Origin of the sequence: Streptomyces longhuiensis (assembly GCF_020616555.1) — a bacterium.
Classification (GTDB): Bacteria; Actinomycetota; Actinomycetes; order Streptomycetales; family Streptomycetaceae; genus Streptomyces; species Streptomyces longhuiensis.
On record NZ_CP085173.1, the window covers coordinates 9427870 to 9446468 of the forward strand.

Here is an 18599-nt window from a genome sequence, read left to right on the forward strand (position 1 = left end):
CCGGCGAGGTCCGCCAAGCAGAGAAGCGGCATCCCGGATCAGGGCCGCCGCACCACTGTGGGCGGCCGGTTGCGCGGGCCAATCAGCGCCGACTCGTTCCTGACCTGCTATGTCTCTGCGAGGATGGGCCGCATGGACGTGCGAAGCAGGCATCAGGTGCGGGTGTCCGGCCGGGAGGGCGGGCCGGTGGTCATGTTGGCGCACGGGTTCGGGTGCGACCAGAACATGTGGCGTCTGGTGGTGCCCGCGCTGGAGCGCGACTTCAGGGTGGTGCTCTTCGACCACGTCGGAGCAGGCCGTTCGGATCTGTCGGCCTGGAGCAAGGAACGGCACTCCAGCCTGGACGGGTACGTGGAAGACGTGCTGGAGATCTGCCGCGAGCTGGATCTGGGGCCGGTGACGTTCGTGGGGCACTCGGTGAGCGCGATGATGGGTGTGCTGGCCGCCGCCCGGCGTCCTGAGTACTTCGAGAGCTTGGTGCTGCTCGCTCCGTCCCCCTGCTTCATCGACGACCCCGCTACCGGGTACCGTGGCGGCTTCAGCGCCGAGGACATCGAGGAACTCCTCGAATCTCTGGACGCGAACTACCTCGGCTGGTCGGGTGCCATGGCCCCGGTCATCATGGGCAACCCGGACCGCCCCGAGCTGGGCGAGGAGTTGACCAACAGCTTCTGTGCCACTGACCCGGACATCCAGCGGGTCTTCGCACGGGTGACGTTCCTGTCCGACAACCGCGCCGACCTGGCCAACGTGACGGTGCCCACCCTGGTCGTCCAGTGCTCCAGCGACGCCATCGCCCCGCCCGAGGTCGGCGCCTTCATCCAGGACCAGATCAAGGACAGCCGCCTCGTCACCCTGAACGCCACCGGGCACTGCCCCCAGCTCAGCGCCCCCGAGGAGACCGCCGAGGCGATCACCGCATTCGTGGGGCCCGTGCTGTGATGTGCCGTACCAACGGTGACCAGGATCGCGACCCGGAGGAGCGCGTGGACGACGATCAGACGTTCTCCGCACTCCTGGAAGACAGCGCCGAGGACCTCTACGAGCACGCCCCGTGCGGATACCTCTCCACCCTGCTCGACGGACAGATCGCCAAGGTCAACACCACCCTGCTGAACTGGCTGGGCTACGAGCGCGCCGACCTGGTGAGCCGCAGGACGTTCTCCGACCTCCTCACCGTCGGCGGACGCCTGTACCACGAAACGCACTTCGCCCCACTACTGCACATGCAGGGAGAGATCAGCGGCATCGCACTGGAGATGAAGGCGGCCGACGGTAGCCGCCTGCCCGTGCTGGTGACCTCCAAGGTCAAGACCGGCAGCAACGGGCAGCCGCTGCTGATCCGCACCACCGTCTTCGACGCCCGCGACCGCCGCGCCTACGAGGAAGAGCTGCTGCGCGCGCGCCAGGAGTCCGAGCGCGAACGTGAACGCCTGCGGCGGCTCGCCACCACACTCCAGCAGACGCTGCTGCCGCCGGTCCTGGCCAACGTGCCGGGCCTGGACGTGGCCGCGTACTACCACACCGCCTCTGTCGACGAGGTCGGCGGCGACTTCTACGACCTGTTCTCCCTCGGCGCAGGCACGTGGGGACTGTTCCTGGGCGACGTGTGCGGCAAGGGTGCCGCCGCCGCTGCACTCACCTCACTGGCCCGCTACACCCTGCGCGCCGCCGCGGTCTACGACCCCGATCCGGCCGTCGTCCTGGGAAACCTCAACACCGTCCTCAACCACGAGTACAACGGCACCGACCCTCGCTTCTGCACTGTCCTTTTCGGCTTGCTCGCCCCCGACGGTGATCACGGCGGGTTCCGCATCACCCTGGCCAGCGGGGGACACCCGCCCGCGCTGCTGATACGCGCTGATGGCACCGCCGACTACCTACCCACTCCCGGCGGGCAGCTCATCGGCGTCCTGCCCGACGCCCGCATCGCCACCATCACATTCCGACTCCACCCCGGCGACACCCTGCTCCTGCACACCGACGGTCTCACCGAGGCCCACACCGCGGTCCGCGGCGACCGCTACGGTGACGACGCCCTCCTCGACTTCGGCCGCGCCCTGGCCCCCACCACCGCCCAGCACACCATCACCGCCATCCGCGAACTCCTCGACACCCTCGGCACCGGGGTGGACGACGACACGGCAGTTCTCGCCGTCAGCGTGCCCCCGCTCCAACCGTGAAGAGCAGCAGTGAGTCAGCTGAGAATCCGTACACGGACCACCCCGTCCGGCCCCGTCATCGAACTGGCCGGCGAACTCGACCACGACAGCGCACCCGAGATCCGCGACCTCCTCCCGGGCTTGCCCATCAAGCACGGCCAGCAGCTGGTCGTCGACCTCGGCGGCCTCACCCTCTGCGACTCCAGCGGCATCAGCGTTCTGATCGCCGCTCGCAACGTCGCCCTCGATGCCCACTCCACCATCGTCTTGACCGCTGTCCCCGACATGGTCAGCAGGACTCTCAGCATGGTCGGCTTGGACCAGGTCTTCCCCACCCGTCCCACCGCCCAGGCAGCCGAAGCCGCTTGGACACCTGCGACCGGCTGATGGGCATCCCGGTGACGTAGGGGCGCGTGAACATCGACTTCGCGCCTGATGATCCATCAGAAGGTATCCGTGGGGAGCACCGCCCGAGATGCGGAAAGCGATCTGGACTGGAGCTGTTTCCTTCGTCAGCCTCTCGGCCGGGAGGACCAGCCCTTGATCTCCTCGGCGACCGTCCGCACGTCGAGAGCGTCCCGGGCGATGCGCCCGGCGAGGAGGGAGACTTCCTTGGCGCCGGCCGTCACCACGGTGCCGGAGATCGTCAGGTACGAGGCGGCGACGACCGCGCCGAACAGCTCGTTGCTGTGCGCCAGAGCGGGCACGCGGATGAGCTGATGCATGAGTGCGGCGGCCCTGTGGTGCGGGTCGGCGTAGACGTAGTGCTCCATGACTTTGTCTGCATGGCGCGCAGTCGCTGCCTGCAGTGAGCCGAAGTCCGTCACGTCCGGGTCGCCAGGAATGCTCCGGTGCGCGAGGTCGAGGAGCCAGGCACGGTCGATCGTGATGATCACGCGGCCTGCCCGCGCGGCGAGGTGCCCTGCCCGAACTCCTCGGCGAATTGGGGACCCCACTGGCCGGCAAAGTGCGCTCCCGCGTCGAGGAAGCGGTGGCGTAGATCATTCGCCTCGTCGGCCAGGACCTGACGGGCGTACTCGTTGACCTCCATCCCCACGGCCGCCGCTCGCTGCTCGATGCCCTCGTACACGTCCGCATCGACGCGCACATTGATCTGCTTCTTCGATGCCATACAGCCACCGTAGCGTTCAGTACGAGCCGCTACACCCCTGCAAGGGGAATGAGTTCTCCCCGTAAGCACCCCGCAGACGGAACGAAGAGCGAATCGCGCCCCCGAGCGGGCGGGGGCGCCCGCCCGGCTCATGACTGTGTCGCGGCATCACGGGAGGGGTACATGATGTTCAGGGGGCCATGGGTTCACTGTCCTGGAGGCCCAAATGATTGTCTTGGGGATCATCCTGCTCGTCGTCGGACTTGTCACGGGGATCGGCATCCTGTGGACCATCGGTGTCGTCCTCCTGGTCATCGGGTGCATCCTCTGGATTCTCGGCGCGGTTGGTCACGCGGTGGGTGGGCGTCGGCATTATTGGTAGCGGCAGTGCATTTCTCGCTGGTGTCGCGCCTGGTTCCCGCCTTGCGGGCCGAGCCATGGTCCGCGTTCACACCGCCCATACCCCGCTGCCCGCCGTGACCTCTACCAGGATCGCCGCGCCTACGTGTGGGGCAATCGCTCGTGCACAGTGCCCTTGTGCAGGGAGGCCGTGGGTGGGCCGTTGCTGGCCGATGGAACATGAACTCTTCAAGGAACGTGGGGGGTTGGAGATCGACGTTCCTGGGAGCACGGTTCCTCACCGTCACCGAGGCACGTAGACGCGACAGTTACCGCCGCCGCGGCATCGGCGCTTGTGCCGAAGAGGCGCACTACGCCCGGCGCTTCGACGGGGGATGGCCCAACGCGCCGCACCGCACCGATCCCTGCGCAACAGCACGCTGGCAGCTTGGGGAGCGGTCGACTTTCCGCTGACTCCCTCCCGGCCAGGGAGGGATACAGCGTCGCAGTGGACAGCGACGGCTACCGGTCTTTGCGCTACGGGGACGCCGTCCCGCTGGCGAGATGACAGGCGACCTGGAGTCAATGGCTCTGTGGCGGGATCGTCCGCCGGGTTGGTCCGCGAGGTTCTGCCGGCGGTGGCGATCGTCGCCCGGACAGCGGCCGAGGCGAAGCGGGTGAGGACGGGGGAGTTCTGAACGAATGCCGGGCCGTGAGACAGCCCCGACCCCAGCCCGGCGTCGGGGCTGTCTCACGCCTGCCGCATGCGCGCGATGTCGGAGGGGGCAATCTGGCGCGCACGGCGCGGTGTAGGGCATGACCATGCGACTCCGGGCGACAAAAGGGAAATATTGGGTCAAACTTTTACAAAGATAGGCTTTCGTCCCCGCCGGTATGAGGGGGTCTTCCGTGCTCGATGTGCCGTTTTGGTTGTGGGCTGCGTTCGTCGTCACCGTTGTGGTGTCGCTCGCCGTGGACCTGCTGGCGCACCGAGAGGCGCATGTCATCGGGTTCAAGGAAGCCGCCGCCTGGAGCGGGGTGTGGGTCGGTCTCGCCCTCGCCTTCGGTGCCGTCGTCTTCCTGGTTCTGGGTGCGACATCTGGCGTGGAGTACACAACCGCATGGCTTCTCGAGAAGAGCTTGTCGGTCGATAACCTGTTCGTCTTCGCGCTGATCTTCGCCTACTTCAAGGTGCCGCGTGCATACCAGCACCGTGTGCTGTTCTTCGGTGTCGTGGGCGCGCTGGTGTTCCGGGGCGTCTTCCTGGCTGCCGGAGTGGCCGTGGTCAGTCGGTTCACCGCGGTGCTGTTGGCCTTCGCTGCCGTCCTCTTCTACAGCACCTACAAAATCCTCAAGGAGGAAGAGGAGAGCTTCGATCCGGGCAGGAGCATCGCCGTGCGGCTGCTCCGCAAGGTCATGCCGGTTCGGGACGAGTACGCCGGGATGAAGTTCTTCGTCAGGGAGGCCGGCAAGCGTATCGCCACCCCACTGCTCGCCGTGGTCGCGGCGATCGAGGCGGCCGACCTCGTCTTCGCCGTGGACAGCGTGCCGGCCGTACTCGCGGTGAGCAATGACGCCTTCATCGTCTATACCAGTAACGCGTTCGCGATTCTCGGCCTACGGGCGTTGTACTTCCTGCTGTCCGGACTGCTCGACCGGTTCCACTACCTCAGCAAGGGCCTGGCGCTGATCCTCTCCTTCATCGGTGTGAAGCTGATCCTGCAGGCGTCCCACGAGCTGTTCAGCAGCAGCATTCCTGAGATCCCGTCACTGGTCAGCCTGGCGGTCATCGTCACGGTCCTGGCCCTGTCCGTGATGCTGAGCATCCGGCATCCGCGCCCGGCTGTCGGTGAAGGGTCTGGCCCAGGTGTGCACGCTGAGAACGGAGTTGCTCGGGGCTCGGTGGGGGAGTGTACCCTGGCGCATGGGTCACAAGACGCAAGGGGCAAGCCGCCGGGTCGTTGACCTGCGCGCCCTCCGATGCGGTCTCCGGGCCTGCCGTTCGGCCGTGCCCATCGCCGACAGGCCGCGACCTCGCAGTTCCTCATTCTTGTAAAATCTTGCCTATGTCCTGGCAAACTTCCTATTCTGGTTGTATGAGCAGAGACGAGCATGCGACGACACCGCAGGCCGGACAGGTCTGCCCTGCCTGCAACCAGCCGGTGACAGCGGAGGTCACGCGGCACAAGTCGATGGGAGTCTTCTTCCCTCAGTGGAAACCAGGCCCCTGTCGGAACCCGAAATGCTCGAAGTCCGTGGACGGCAAACACAGTGCGACGACCGACGGAGTAAAGCCGTGACCCATCGGACCGTCACGCCTGCGTCGGCGATGTTCTGAAACGTAAGGGCGTGCGGGGTACCGGCGCGACCAGATAGCAGAGCACGAGCGAAGAGGGCGACATCGTGCCGCCTGCCCGTTCGAAGTCGCCATACGAGGGCAAGCTGTGCCGGCGACGTCCGGCACCAGGTTCAGGCTCGGGTTCAGGTCGAGGTTGAGGTTGAGGTTGAGGTCGATGGTGAGGCCGAGCTCTGCAGCGGGCAGCGGGCAGCGGGCAGCGGGCAGCGGGCAGCGGGCGCGGCAGTGGGCTGGGCCAACAACTTCCTGTGAACATCACCCAGACCCAGACGCCACCAGCAGCGCGGCCAACACGCAGACAGCTGACACAGCCACTATGGCCATCCGTGACTGTTCCATCCGGGCCAGTAGATCCCTGGCTCGCCCCAGGTGATCAGCTCGGTCTCTGCGGCCGGTCTTCGTGACGCCGCAGCCGCCACCGGGAAGCTCGCCGTCGACATCGGCGCCGGTCAGCCAGTAGGCGCCGGTCAGCCGGGCGAAGGTCACGGCGTCCGTGTTCTCATCCCACGTCTCCATGCCGCGCTCAACGATCCACGCCGCCGTGGGCAACGCGCCGCTCCAGCATCGTGAACGGCCATGTCGGCCCGAGGCCGTTGGGTCAAGTGGAGCGCGGGTGCCGCTCGGGGACGTCGAGTGTGGCCTGTGCGATGAGGAGGGCGACGTCGTCGTGGTCGTCGGTGTCCCGAAGGACGTCGACGAGCCACCGGCAGGTGTCGTCGAGCGGTCTGCGGGGTTCTTTCAGGGTGCGCAGGAGGGTGTTGAGGCGCTCGTCGATGTGGTGGTGGCGGGTTTCGACGAGGCCGTCGGTGTAGAGGACGATCCGGTCGCCGGGATTCAGGTCGAACGCGGTGGTGTGGAAGGGGACGCCGCCGACGCCGAGGGGTGCGCCAGGGGCCAGTTCGAGGAGTTCGGGGAGTCGTCCGGATGGCACGAGGACGGGCGGGAGGTGTCCGGCGTTCGCGATGTGACACCGGTGGGTGTGAGGGTCGTAGGTGGCGTAGATGCAGGTGGCGATGTAGTGCTCGAGTCCGCACGTGATCTTGTCGAGATGTCGAAGGACCTCGGCGGGAGCCAGGTCGAGGTCGGCGAACGCGGACGTGGCGGTGCGCAGGCGGCCCATGGTGGCGGCGGCGTCGATGCCGTTGCCCATGACGTCACCGATCACCAGCGCGGTCTTGTCGCGGGCGAGGGGGATGACGTCGTACCAGTCGCCGCCGACCTCGCTTGATGCCTGGGCGGGCTGGTAGTAGGAGGCGACGTTCAGGCCGGTGGGCTGTGGGAGCTCGCCGGGCAGGAGGCTTCGCTGGAGGGTTTCGGCCGTACTGCGGACGCTCTGGTACAGGCCGGCGTTGTCGATGGCGACGCCCGCGCGGGCAGCCAGTTCTACGGCGAGCAGCACATCGTCCTCGTCGAACGGGAGTTGGTTGCGTGCCCGCAGGAGACCAAAAGCGCCGAGGACCTCGTCGCGGGCGATCAGTGGGACCGCGAGGTAGGAGTGCACGCCTGCCTGGGTGAAGACGGCTGCGCTCTCGGCGCTGAGGGCGATGCGTTCCAGATCTTCCGGTCCGGTGTGGGAGACGAGGACGGGCCGACCGGTGTGAACGCATTGGGTGATCAGTCGGTCCGCGCCGTGCGGTGCGTGGTCGACGGCCTGCAGGGCAACTGCGGCTGGGGTGGCGTAAGCAGCGGCCACGGCGAGCGGGCGAAACAGCTCCGGGCCTTCGGAGGGAGCGGAGCGGCGCAGGGCCAGAGCGGTCTCGAGGACATCGACCGAGGCGACGTCGGCAAGGTCGGGTACCGCGACCTCCACGAGTTCCTGGGCGGTGTGCTCCACCTCCAGGGTCGTGCCGACGCGGGCGGACGCATCGGCGATCATGGTCAGGCGGCGCCGGGCCCGGTCCGCCTCGGTGGCGGCCTGGTGGCGTTCGCTGACATCGATGACGGAGTTCGCCACACCGATCACGCGCCCGCTGGCGTCTTCGAGCCGGTAGTGCGACACCGACCACGCGTGATCGTGGTCCGGGTCGGCGCGGGTGCGGCCGACGGTGTGCTGGTCGATCAGGGGGATGCCGGTGAGCAGCGCCTTGCGCATTGCGGACTCGATCGAGTCGACGTCGAGCGCTGTGAGGATGTCGTGCGGGTGCCGGCCGAGGTGATCGGCGGCCGGGATGCCGTTGATGCGCTCCAGCTCCGGGTTGACCAGCACATAGCGCAGGTCGGTGTCCAGCAGGGCGATGCCGATGGGGGCCTGCGAGACCAGGCGCTGTGACAGGGCCAGGTCGGTCTCCACCCGCTGCAGTGTGCTCCGATCGGCAGCGATGCCGAGGGCGTAGATGTCGCCGAGGTCGTCCACCAGGCGCATGTTGCGGAACTCCACCAGGCGAGTCTTGCCGTCCTTGTGACGGATCGGGAACGCGCCCGCCCAGCTCTCACCGGTCTCCATCACCTCGGCGAACAGCCTGATCACCAGGTCGCGCTGCTCCTCGTGGACCAGCAGACGAGCCGCGTACCGGCCCAGAGCCTCTTCGGCCGCGTAGCCGAACACCTCATCGGCCTGTGGGCTCCAGAACACGATCCTCCCACCGGCGTCCAGCACGACCGCAGCCACGTTGAGCAGGTCGAGCAACCCGCCCGGCGGGGCCGCCCCCGCCCCGCCGTACCCCTCCCGCTCCGGGGGTGGCTCGTGTGCATCCATCCTGGAGAGCTCCCTCCTCAGCGCAAGCCCGCTCAGGACGCGAGCCGGTTGAGGTCTTCTCTTCCATGCTGCTCCACGAACCCTGTGTGCACGATCCGGCAAGCATCCCGACGGGCGAGGCGGGCCCAGCCCGCGCTGGCTGGGCCGCCTCGCCCACAAAGACAAGGTCGAACTGCTCGTCAAGGTGGACATCGACACGGACCCCGCGGCCCTCGTGGTCGATGCCCTCGCCGCAGCCGACGACGGCCCTGCCCTGCGTCTCCACCGTGATGTCTCACACCGCCTCAGTCGGCTTGCATGTTCGGGAGACCTGAAGCTCATCGATCAGCTCACCGCCGAACGGACGCAACTCCACCGCCGGTGGTTAACTGGACCTACGGTCTGCTAGCGCCGCACCGTCAGACCCCTGCACACTCCAGCCTGAACGCGGCGAGTTTGTCGGCGGCGATGTTGGCGAGCCGCATCTTGATGTTCGACAGTCAGACTTCGAGCTCTACCTCGGGCATGTTCTCCGATGCCTCTGGGGTCTTGGGATCAATGGCGTGCGGCGACTGCAGGGCTTCAAGCGCGCGCATCCGTGGGGCCTCTCCCGTCGCGGGGTGCCCGCGAGGGCAGGCCCATAACCTGCACGAATGCCTCTGTCTATGCGCAACAGGGGCGGAACACAATGGACGAACGAGCACGCCGGGAGGTGGGCCGGATCGTGAGTACGGCAATCGCGATTGTCTTCGTGGCCCACTCCGAGGGGGCGGACTCCGGGAGTCCGCAGCACAGCGGAGGGCGGCCCAGTTGTGAGCCGCGCACGGCACTCAGGCGAGGAGGCTGACGTCATGGCCTGGGCATCATGGACCACCCCCGGGATTTACACCGGCCGGGGCGGCGTTCCTACCGACGAGGTGGGAGTCGTCACGGGCAACGTGACCGTCCACACCACCTGGGACGGTCAAGAGGCCGATGTGTCGGTCCAGTACACCGGCACCTTGGAATGGTTCACCGTCACGGGCAGTCCGGTGCCCTGCCGTACAGAGCGGCACAGCCGGAATCTGCACCAAGCGGTGATCGAACGAATCAAGGAGGGCAGCGGCGCCACGATCCCCAGGCTCCACGACACCGCCGTGCCGTGATCGGCCGGTGTGGAGCCCTTCGACCAGGACCGCCTGCTGCGCGGTGAGGCCGATGCGGGTCCACGCTGCCCGCCACAGCAATGGTTCCCGCTGAGGCTCCGGCGGATCCGGGGTGGTTTTGTGCGCGCCGGCCGCGGAACGAGCCGCGCGGCATGACGTTCATGGGCGCTTTCGCGCGATCGGCGAGGACTGGGACTGGACGTTCCGGCCGGACCCGCATCACCGACGCTCAGACCCTGCACGGCTCGTTCGGACCGCCTGCCGATCTCGCCTGGGCGTGGCGCGTCCTGTCGGGTCTCGCGACGGCTTCGTACCGCCGCGAGGGCGGCCGCCGCACCTTTCGCCGCGCCGATCACGCAGGTCTCCCACAGAGCCGCGGGCCCGGAGGGGGACCTGTTCCGGGGATGACCGAGCGCATCCGCTCGCGGCTCCCCGCCGGCGTCGCGGCCGTGGCGGGGCTGCCCTTCTCACACGCGTGGGGGACGCCCCGAGCGCTGGGTCCGCCCTTCGCCGCGGGTGGAGCGCCTCGACTGGCTGCCCCGCCGTGTTCGCGACGCCCGAACGGCCGTTGGCCATCGAGGGACTGGAAGAGCTGAGGGCCCTCGTCGAGGCGCTCGCCGCCCGGTTGGCCGCTTCGGCCCGGCGGGGAGCGTCGCGTGTGTGATCGGCCCCCGCGCCCGAGGGAGGCCGGGTCCGTCCCCGCCGCGCGTGTCCCGCGATCCGGTGCCCTGGGAGGTGCGGCCTGTGGCCGCTCTGGATGGCCAGTGCTAGAAAGGTCACATGGCGAATCGATTCGCCGACTTGAGAAGCCTTTCGTTCAGGTCCCTGGTCAGCAGAAGCCCGCGAAGCGTAGCCGGGCAGGTGTTCGTCCTCCAGGTGGCGCTGGTCGTGCTGCTCGTGGCCGGCGGCGTCCTCGCCCTGGTCCTCCAGTCGGACCGGGACACCTTCGCGGAGGCCAAGCGCCGCTCCGTCGCCGTTGCGCAGACGTTCGCGCACTCTCCCGGCGTCGTGGCCGCACTGGAGAGCCCCGACCCGAGCAAGATCCTCCAGCCGCTGACGGAAGCTGCGCGCAAGGCAGCGGGCGTCGACTTCATCGTGGTGCTGGACACCAAGGGCATCCGCTACACCCATCCCCTGCCGAACCTCATCGGAAAAAAGTTCGTGGGCACCATCGGGCCGTCGCTCGCCGGGAAGGTGTACACGGAGAGTGTGAGGGGCCCACTCGGCCGAGAGGTCCAGTCCACCGTCCCCATCAAGAACGACGACGCCAAGGTCATCGGGCTTGTCTCCGCGGGACTGAGGGTCAAGAACGTGTCCAGTCAGGTGGCCCGGCAACTGCCGATCATCCTGGGCGCCGGTGCCGGGGCACTCGTGGTGGCCACCGCGGGCACGGCACTGGTGGGCCGGCGGCTGCGCCGACAGACCCACAGCCTGGCCCCGGACGAGATGAGCCGCATGTACGACCACCACGACACGGTGCTGCACTCCGTGCGCGAAGGGGTGCTGATCGTCGGTGGTGACGGGCGGCTGCTGCTGGCGAACGACGAGGCCAGACGGCTGCTGGACCTGCCTCCCGATGTCGAGGGGCGGCTCGTGTCGGAGCTGTCGAGCCTCGACCCCGAGACGGCGGCGCTGCTCGTCTCCGGGCGCGAGGTCACCGACGAGGTGCACTTCGCCGGAGACCGGCTGCTGGCGGTCAACCAGCGGCACACGGAGAGCGGCGGCGGCCCCATGGGGACGGTGGTGACGCTGCGCGACTCCACCGAGCTGCGGGCGGTGACCGGCAGGGCGGAGATCGCGCGGGAGCGGCTCAAGCTGCTGTACGACGCCGGACTTGGCATCGGCACCACCCTGGACGTCCTGCGCACCGCCGACGAGCTGGCGCAGGTCGCCGTCCCCCGTTTCGCCGACTTCGTCACCGTGGACCTGGCCGACGCCGTACTGCACGGTCAGGAGCCGGCCCCCACCGCGACGGACATACGACGTACGGCCGTGTACGGCATCCGGGACGACCACCCGCTCTACGAGGCGGGCAGCCTGATCGACTTCCTGCCATCCACCCCCCAGGCCCGCGGCTACGGGAGCGGCCACGCCGAGCTGGTGACCGATCTGTCGACTGCCACGGGCTGGCACGCGCAGGACCCGGAGCGCACCAAGAAGATCATGGACTACGGCATTCACACCCTCATCGCCGCCCCGATCAAGGCCCGCGGTGTCGTGCTGGGCATGGCCAACTTCTGGCGCTCCCAGCAGCACGGGCCCTTCGACGAGGAGGATCTCTCGCTCGCCGAGGAACTGGTGGCCCGAGCAGCGGTCAGCATCGACAACGCCCGCCGCTACACCCGCGAGCACGCCCTCGCGGTGACCCTGCAGCGCAGCCTGCTGCCGCGAGCCCTGCCCGAACAGAGCGCCCTCGAGGTGGGCTTTCGCTATCTCCCCGCACAGTCGGGCGTGAGCGGCGACTGGTTCGACGTGATTCCGCTGTCGGGCAGCCGGGTCGCGCTGACCGTCGGCGACGTGGTCGGCCACGGCCTGCACGCCGCCGCCACCATGGGCCGGCTGCGGACCGCGGTGCACAACTTCGCCTCGCTCGATCTGCCGCCCGACGAGGTGCTGAGCCACGTGGACGACCTCGTCGGCGGCATCGACCAGGACGAGTCGGATGCGGAGAGCGCCACGGGCATCGTGGGTGCGACCTGTCTGTACGCGATCTACGACCCGGTGACGCGCCGCTGTGTCGTGGCGCGTGCCGGGCACCTGGCGCCGGCTCTGATCCTCCCCGACGGCAGCGTCACCTTCATGGATCTGCCGACCGGGCCACCCCTCGGTCTGGGCGGGCTGCCCTTCCAGACCGCCGAGCTGGACCTTCCGGACGGCGCTCAGCTCGTCCTGTACACCGATGGCCTCATCGAGGACCGCAAGCGCGATCTGGACGTGGGCATGGAGCTGCTGCGCCAAGCGCTGTCGGGCCACCCCGACAGGTCGCCCGACGAGAGCTGCCAGGCCGTGCTCGACGAGTTGCTGCCCGGGCGTCCCACCGACGACGTCGCCCTGCTGATCGCCCGCATGCGGGGGCTGCCGCGCGACCGGATCGCCGACTGGGACGTGCCGCTCGACCCGGCCGCCGTCGCGGGGATGCGCGACACGGTGGCCGGCAAGCTCGACGAGTGGGGCCTGTCCGAGCTGGCCTTCAGTGTGGAACTCGTGCTGAGCGAGCTGATCACCAACGCGATCCGTTACGGCTCCGAGCCGATCCACGTACGGCTGATCCGCGACCGGACGCTCATCGTCGAGGTCGCCGACGGCAGCAGCACCTCCCCGCACCTGCGGTATGCCGCGACGATGGACGAGGGTGGCCGCGGCCTGTTCCTGGTGTCGCAGATCGCCGAGCGCTGGGGCACCCGGTACACGTCCCAGGGCAAGGTGATCTGGGCCGAACATGCCCTTCCGTAGGTCTCCGAGGGGTTCGGCCCGGCCGCTCCATGGGGGAGAGGTGCCCGACGGCAACGGCGACGGGGCTCAGGGCGGGCGTGCTTGAGCGTGCTCAGGGTGGCGGGGTGGGCTGGGTGACGTCCGGGCGGAGGCCGGTGCGGACGCCGGTGATGACCACGTGTGATGCGGTGCGCGTCCCATCGTGCCGGACGAGCCGGGGGTTACAGGTTGTGACCGCTCCGCGTGCACCCGAACGCGCCACCCGGTACCGTCGAAAACGCGCGTTCCGCCCAAACCGTTGCGGCCTGGTCCCGTTTCGTGGCCGCCGATGTCGGCAGAGGAACGGGATCACATGCCAAAGCGCAGCATCCACGCGGTGACTGCCGCGGCCGCTCTGGCCTGCCTGGCAGCATTCGTCACCACACCGATCAGCGCCTCGTCAGCAGCTGCCCAGGCCGCGGGGCCCAGCCCGGCAGCCCCCAGATTCGTGCCCGGCGCCTGTCCGAAGCCGCCCGAGCCCATCGAAGCGCTGAGCAAGGCACGTTGCGGTTTCCTGGAGGTCCCCGAGAACCGATCCCGCCCCGGCGGCCGGACCGTCAAGCTGGCCGTGGCGGTCATTCCCGCGGCTGCGGAGAAGCCCTCCGCGGACCCGGTGGTGTTCATGGCGGGCGGCCCCGGTGCCGACACGTTCGACGACATTCCCTTCCTCATGGACTCCGGCCTGAACAAGCACCGAGACCTGATCGTCATGGCCCAGCGCGGCAACCTCTACGACCAGCCGAACCTCGCCTGCCCTGAGGTCGACCGGTTCAACGAACAGGCTGTGGGCCTGGGCTATGACTCGCAGCGGGCGGAACGACTCATGCTGAAGGCGGTGAAGGACTGCCGGGGCCGCCTGACCGCCGCCGGCGTCGACCTGAGCGCCTACAACACCACCGAGAACGCCGCCGACTTCGCCGACCTGCGCAAGGCGCTGGACATCCCCAAGTGGAACGTCTACGGCTACTCCTACGGCAGCAACCTGGCCCTCACCTACCTGCGCCTGCACCCCGAGGGAGTCCGCGCGGTGGCGATCGACTCGGTCACACCTCCCCAGGTTGCGACCCTGCCGTGGGGATGGGGCAGCGCCGCCGAGGGAATCCACAACATCTTCCAGGCGTGCGCGGCGCAGCCCGCCTGCAAGACCCGGTACCCCGACCTCCCCCGCATGCTGACGGAGCAGGTGCGCAAGCTGGAGGCCCACCCCCAGACGTTGAACGTCACCCCGCCGAGCGGAGGAAAGCCCGTCAAGGTCGTCCTCGACGGAGGCGCGCTGCTGAACCTGATCGTCGCCTTCACCCCCCGGCCCAAGGACATGCCGGCGGCGCTCGACGAACTCAGCCGCGGAAACCCGAAGCGCTTCGCGCAGGCCCGCGCGGCCGGTTCCGTCCAGAACGTCGGCGCCTTCGCGCACGGCCTGACGAACTCGATAGCGTGCAGCGAGTGGGCTCCCGGTTACTCGGAATCCGACGTGCTGAAAGCGGGGCGCAAGGCCTTCCCCGGGTGGCCGGACACGGTCCTCGCCCAGGTGCCACAGCTGCCCTTCCAGTACCCGGTGTGCGGAATCTGGAATGTTCCGGACCGCGCGAAGACACAGCGGGTGGCCACGGTCAGCTCAGTGCCCGCACTCCTCGTCTCCGGCACGTTCGACGTGAAGACCGGGGCGAGTTGGGCGAAGGGCGTAGCCCACAACCTGTCCCGCTCGACCGCCATACGGGTCCCCGGAATCGGCCACTGGGTTGTCCCGCAATCACCTTGCGCGCAGCGCGTGCTGGCGTCGTTCCTCGCTCGCCCGACCGCCCCCGACACCTCGTGCGTGGACGATCTCGAGCCCGAACCGTTCACGATCACCCCGAAATGACTGGGAGGGCAGATGACTCTCCGCCACGCGCCCCGTCGTCGGCACACCGTACGACGACTCCGGGCCACGTCGGTCGGCACAGCAACCGGTCTCCTCGTCACCGGCCTGCTCGCAGCGCCCGCTCAGACACAGTCCCGCACGGGCGCCAGCACCGGCCCCGAGGCGCCCATCGGCACGGCCGCCCGCACAGTGGGCGACGCCCGCTACGAACCAGGCCCCTGCCCCAAGACGCCGGAACCGATCGAGGCGCTCAAAGAGGCCCGCTGCGGATCCCTCACCGTGCCCGAGAACCGCGCCAAGCCGAACGGTAAAACCATCAAACTCGGTGTCGCGATCGTGCCCGCCAAGTCCGCCACACCGAAACCCGACCCCATCGTGTGGCTCGCGGGCGGACCTGGGGACGACGCGGTCGGGGAGGCACAGATGGCGATCGACGGCGGCCTCAACCGCGACCGAGACGTGATCCTCATGTCCCAACGCGGTACGTACTCGGCCGAGCCGAACCTCCTGTGCCCCAACATCGACCGCTTCAACGCGCAAGCGGTCGGCCTCGTCTACGACGCGCCGTCCACCGAACGCCTCCACGTCGAGGCCACGAAAGCCTGCCACGACAAACTGGCGGCCCCTGGCATCGACCTCAGTGCCTACAACGACACCGAGAGCGCCGCCGACTACGACGACCTGCGCACCGCGCTCGCCATCAAGCAGTGGAACCTGTACGCCATCTCCTACGGCACTCACCTGGCACTCGTCTACATGCGCCTGCACCCCCACGGGCTCCGCTCGGTGGGCCTCGACGGCATACTGCCGCCGTCCAAAGGCGGGTCGGCCCTCACCTGGAGCAGCGCCCGGCAGGGCTTCGACGGTCTGTTCAAGGCCTGCGCGGACCAGCCCGCGTGCAACAAGCGCTACCCGAACCTGTCGGCCACCTTCGACAGGCTCGTCCGCGACCTCGAAGCCAAGCCGGTCACCACCACGGTCAAGCTCCCCGGCAGCGACAAGCCGGTGAAGGTCGTACTGGACGGCGGCGCCCTGGTGAACTGGATGACCTCCGCCACCCACGTCGCGCCCCAAGTACCCATCGCCCTCGACGAGCTGGCGCACGGCAAGCCCCAGCGGATCGCCCAGCAGTGGGCCGGAGGCAAGCTCAGCCCCCAGGCCATCGGCAGGGTTGCGCACGGACTCGTCTACGGCGTCTTCTGCAGCGCGTGGACGCCGTACGAGAGCGAGGAAGAGGCGCTGCGAGCCGGAAAGGAAGCGTTCCCGTCCTTCCCCCGCTCGGTCCAGGCCCAAGCTCCGCAACTCACCTTCCTCCGCCCGGACTGCGACGTCTGGAACGTCCCCGCCGCACCACCCTCGATCCGGGACAAGACCCGCGGCGACATCCCCACCCTCGCCCTGTCCGGCAGCTTCGACTCCCAGACAGGCGCGGACAACGGCCCGTACGTCGCCAGCACGTTGACCAAGGCCAAGGTCGTCACGGTCCCGTACGAGCCGCACGTGGTGTTCGCCACCTCGAAGTGCGCCCAGGAGATCGCCGTCTCCTTCTTCAACACCCCGGCCGCACCGAAGACCGCGTGCCTGAAGAGCCTCGAACCGCCCAAGTTCCAGATCGGTCACTGAGTCGCCGACGACTCCACCGAACACCGACCCCCGAACGCCGTGCACGGGCGTGGCTGGGGTGAGCCAGGCGACCTCGGCCGTACGGTCGGCGCCATCCTGATCGGCATGGGCTGCCGCTCGCGGATCGCGGTGCTGACACTCCTACCTCTCTGGCGGCGCCGAGCAGACCGAGTGTGGCGTGGGGGCGTAGGGCGTGAAGTGCGCGGAGGTGTGGTCGATGGGGAGGTCGAGGCGCCAGGCGGTGAGGATCTGGGCGCTGCATACGAACAGGCCGTCGGGCAATTGGTCCAGGGGGTACCACGCCCAGTCGCCGACGCTCTCGTCCGGTTGCGTTGCCGGCCGGCCCTGCCACGCGCTGACGACGGCGCCGACCGTGACGCGTACGACGTCCTCGACGTGGTCGACCAGCGTGCCCAGGAGCGTGACGTCGTCCGGCCGGGCGGACAGGCCGGTTTCTTCGGCGAGTTCGCGGATCACCGTCTCTTCGAAGGATTCTCCGGCTTCGACGGTGCCGCCGGGCAGTTCGAGGGTGCCGCGGCGGTGACGGCCCAGGAGCAGGCCCTGATCGCTGACGATGATCGCGCCGACACCGACGGCCGCGTGAGCAGCGGGCGCCCGGGTGCCGCGGGGCCGACTGGTGATGCGTGCGGGCCGGTTCGGGAGTCGCCGGGCTCGGATGAGCTGCTGTACGACGGGGACGCTCTCGTCGGGATGCCGCAGGAGGTCGATGGCTTCGACGCGGAAGCCGTACTCGGTGAGCAGGTCCTCCCACAACTGTGGTGCCAGGACCCACATCTGGGTGGCCAGCGGCGGGTCGTCCCTCAGCCGGATCATCTGTTCCCGGGGCGCGACCGTGGTGGACGGGCTCCGGTCGTGCAGGTCGGTGTGCAGGAGCGAGAGGACCAACGGCGCCCCGGGGTTCAGCCCTGCGCGCAGCGCGGGCAGGGTGCGGTGCGGATCGGCGAAGGCCAGGGAACCGATGGCGTAGGCGGCGTCGTAGGGTTCGACGGCCCTGAGGTGGTCGACGACGTCGCCCTGCACGAACTCGACGTGGGGAACCTCGGAGTGGGTACTGATGGCGCGCTGGTGCTGGGTGGGCGACAGCTCGATCCCGGTCACGCGCGCGCCGTGGGTCTGTGCCAGGTGTACGGCGTGGTGGCCGGCCCCTGAGCCGATGTCCAGGACGCGCCGTCCGGAGATGTCGCCGAGAACCTCGACACCGGGACCGACCCGGTCCCAGGGCGTCCAGTTCAGCTGTTGCGGCACGGGCGGCATGAACGCACGGTCGAGTTGACGCCGTCCGTAGACGGTCCAGGCATCGGCGTTGACGTCTTCAGCGGTCATGTTAACTCCCTTGATCGATGGGCGGGTTGGTGCCAACTGCCTCCAGAATGACGGGCCGGTCACGTGGTGGTGGGGCATCGGCCCTCAGCGATCATGTGAAGTCGGGGCAGATGCCAGGTGTCGACGGTGACGATCACGGCATCGAATCCACTGTCGGGTACAACATCGGCCGGCCGGCGCTCTGCGTCAGCGGTGATGACACGGACGCGGTCATGTCCGGTGGCGCTGAGGAAGCGGGTGGCGCGGTCGGTGACGGCGGCGTCGATGTCGACGGGGGTGACGTTCCCTGGGCCTACGACTTCGGCGATCAGAGCGGCATTTTGAGATGCTCCTTGAGCTGAAGCCCGAGGATTCTGGCCGTTCCGTGCGGGAAGCTGTGCCGCTACGTGGCACGGTTTCCGGTCCTGAATGCCTGCAGCGACTATCCGCCCGACGGCCGCAGAGTTCAGGGAGGTTCACGAAAGCCGCCTATTGCGACATTTGTGCCTCTTAATCGTTTCTCGAACTATTCAC

The 18599-nt window shown here is 68.6% G+C and carries 15 protein-coding genes; 9 read left to right on the forward strand and 6 right to left on the reverse strand.

Annotation, left to right across the window (positions count from 1 at the left end; translation table 11 throughout):
• Positions 1–132 precede the first annotated feature (132 nt).
• From LGI35_RS42935 to LGI35_RS42945, 3 genes are read left to right on the forward strand one after another with little or no spacing between them, the layout of a single operon-like run.
• The gene (locus LGI35_RS42935) at positions 133–942 is read left to right on the forward strand and encodes an alpha/beta fold hydrolase (protein WP_227299853.1); all 810 of its coding nucleotides are present in this window, start codon (positions 133–135) and stop codon (positions 940–942) included.
• Positions 942–2183 carry a SpoIIE family protein phosphatase gene (locus tag LGI35_RS42940; protein ID WP_227299854.1) on the forward strand — a complete coding sequence of 414 codons (1242 nt, stop codon included), beginning with the start codon at positions 942–944 and terminating at the stop codon, positions 2181–2183. The genes LGI35_RS42935 and LGI35_RS42940 overlap by 1 nt, the downstream gene beginning before the upstream one ends.
• A gap of 9 nt (positions 2184–2192) precedes the next feature.
• A complete protein-coding gene (locus LGI35_RS42945; protein WP_227299855.1) occupies positions 2193–2549 on the forward strand; it encodes an STAS domain-containing protein in 357 nt (118 codons plus the stop codon).
• 125 nt (positions 2550–2674) lie between these two features.
• On the opposite strand, the gene LGI35_RS42950 is transcribed toward LGI35_RS42945, so the two are convergent.
• Positions 2675–3058: a fic family toxin-antitoxin system, toxin component gene (locus tag LGI35_RS42950; protein ID WP_227299856.1), complete on the reverse strand. Its 384-nt coding sequence runs from the start codon at positions 3056–3058 to the stop codon at positions 2675–2677.
• Positions 3055–3294, reverse strand: coding sequence for a plasmid mobilization protein (locus LGI35_RS42955; RefSeq protein ID WP_227299857.1), 240 nt, complete (start codon positions 3292–3294; stop codon positions 3055–3057). The genes LGI35_RS42950 and LGI35_RS42955 overlap by 4 nt, the downstream gene beginning before the upstream one ends.
• Before the next feature lie 205 nt (positions 3295–3499).
• Between LGI35_RS42955 and LGI35_RS42960 the strand changes: the two genes are divergently transcribed.
• A complete protein-coding gene (locus LGI35_RS42960; RefSeq protein WP_227299858.1) occupies positions 3500–3655 on the forward strand; it encodes a DUF6131 family protein in 156 nt (51 codons plus the stop codon).
• Positions 3656–4521: 866 nt separating this feature from the next.
• Positions 4522–5577, forward strand: a complete 1056-nt coding sequence (locus tag LGI35_RS42965) for a TerC family protein (protein WP_227299859.1) — start codon at positions 4522–4524, stop codon at positions 5575–5577.
• 646 nt (positions 5578–6223) lie between these two features.
• Here LGI35_RS42965 and LGI35_RS42970 read toward each other — a convergent pair.
• Both LGI35_RS42970 and LGI35_RS42975 read right to left on the reverse strand, forming a co-directional pair.
• The gene (locus LGI35_RS42970; RefSeq protein ID WP_227299860.1) at positions 6224–6517 is read right to left on the reverse strand and encodes a hypothetical protein; all 294 of its coding nucleotides are present in this window, start codon (positions 6515–6517) and stop codon (positions 6224–6226) included.
• A 49-nt stretch (positions 6518–6566) separates the two neighbouring features.
• Complete coding sequence (locus LGI35_RS42975) at positions 6567–8663, reverse strand: SpoIIE family protein phosphatase (RefSeq protein ID WP_227299861.1); 2097 nt, start codon at positions 8661–8663, stop codon at positions 6567–6569.
• 830 nt (positions 8664–9493) lie between these two features.
• Between LGI35_RS42975 and LGI35_RS42980 the strand changes: the two genes are divergently transcribed.
• The 4 genes from LGI35_RS42980 to LGI35_RS43000 all read left to right on the forward strand — a co-directional run bounded on the left by LGI35_RS42980 (position 9494) and on the right by LGI35_RS43000 (position 16742).
• Complete coding sequence (locus tag LGI35_RS42980) at positions 9494–9787, forward strand: hypothetical protein (protein ID WP_227299862.1); 294 nt, start codon at positions 9494–9496, stop codon at positions 9785–9787.
• Positions 9788–10567: 780 nt separating this feature from the next.
• Complete coding sequence (locus LGI35_RS42990) at positions 10568–13240, forward strand: SpoIIE family protein phosphatase (RefSeq protein ID WP_227299863.1); 2673 nt, start codon at positions 10568–10570, stop codon at positions 13238–13240.
• Positions 13241–13571: 331 nt separating this feature from the next.
• On the forward strand, positions 13572–15119 hold the full coding sequence (locus LGI35_RS42995; protein ID WP_227299864.1) for an alpha/beta fold hydrolase: 1548 nt from the start codon (positions 13572–13574) through the stop codon (positions 15117–15119).
• A 12-nt stretch (positions 15120–15131) separates the two neighbouring features.
• Complete coding sequence (locus tag LGI35_RS43000) at positions 15132–16742, forward strand: alpha/beta fold hydrolase (protein WP_227299865.1); 1611 nt, start codon at positions 15132–15134, stop codon at positions 16740–16742.
• 141 nt (positions 16743–16883) lie between these two features.
• On the opposite strand, the gene LGI35_RS43005 is transcribed toward LGI35_RS43000, so the two are convergent.
• Together LGI35_RS43005 and LGI35_RS46720 are read right to left on the reverse strand one after the other, a co-directional pair.
• Positions 16884–18086: a bifunctional class I SAM-dependent methyltransferase/NUDIX hydrolase gene (locus LGI35_RS43005; RefSeq protein WP_227299866.1), complete on the reverse strand. Its 1203-nt coding sequence runs from the start codon at positions 18084–18086 to the stop codon at positions 16884–16886.
• Positions 18087–18145: 59 nt separating this feature from the next.
• Entirely contained in the window at positions 18146–18535 is a 390-nt protein-coding gene (locus LGI35_RS46720; protein ID WP_423835783.1) for a methyltransferase domain-containing protein, read from the reverse strand.
• Positions 18536–18599 lie beyond the last annotated feature (64 nt).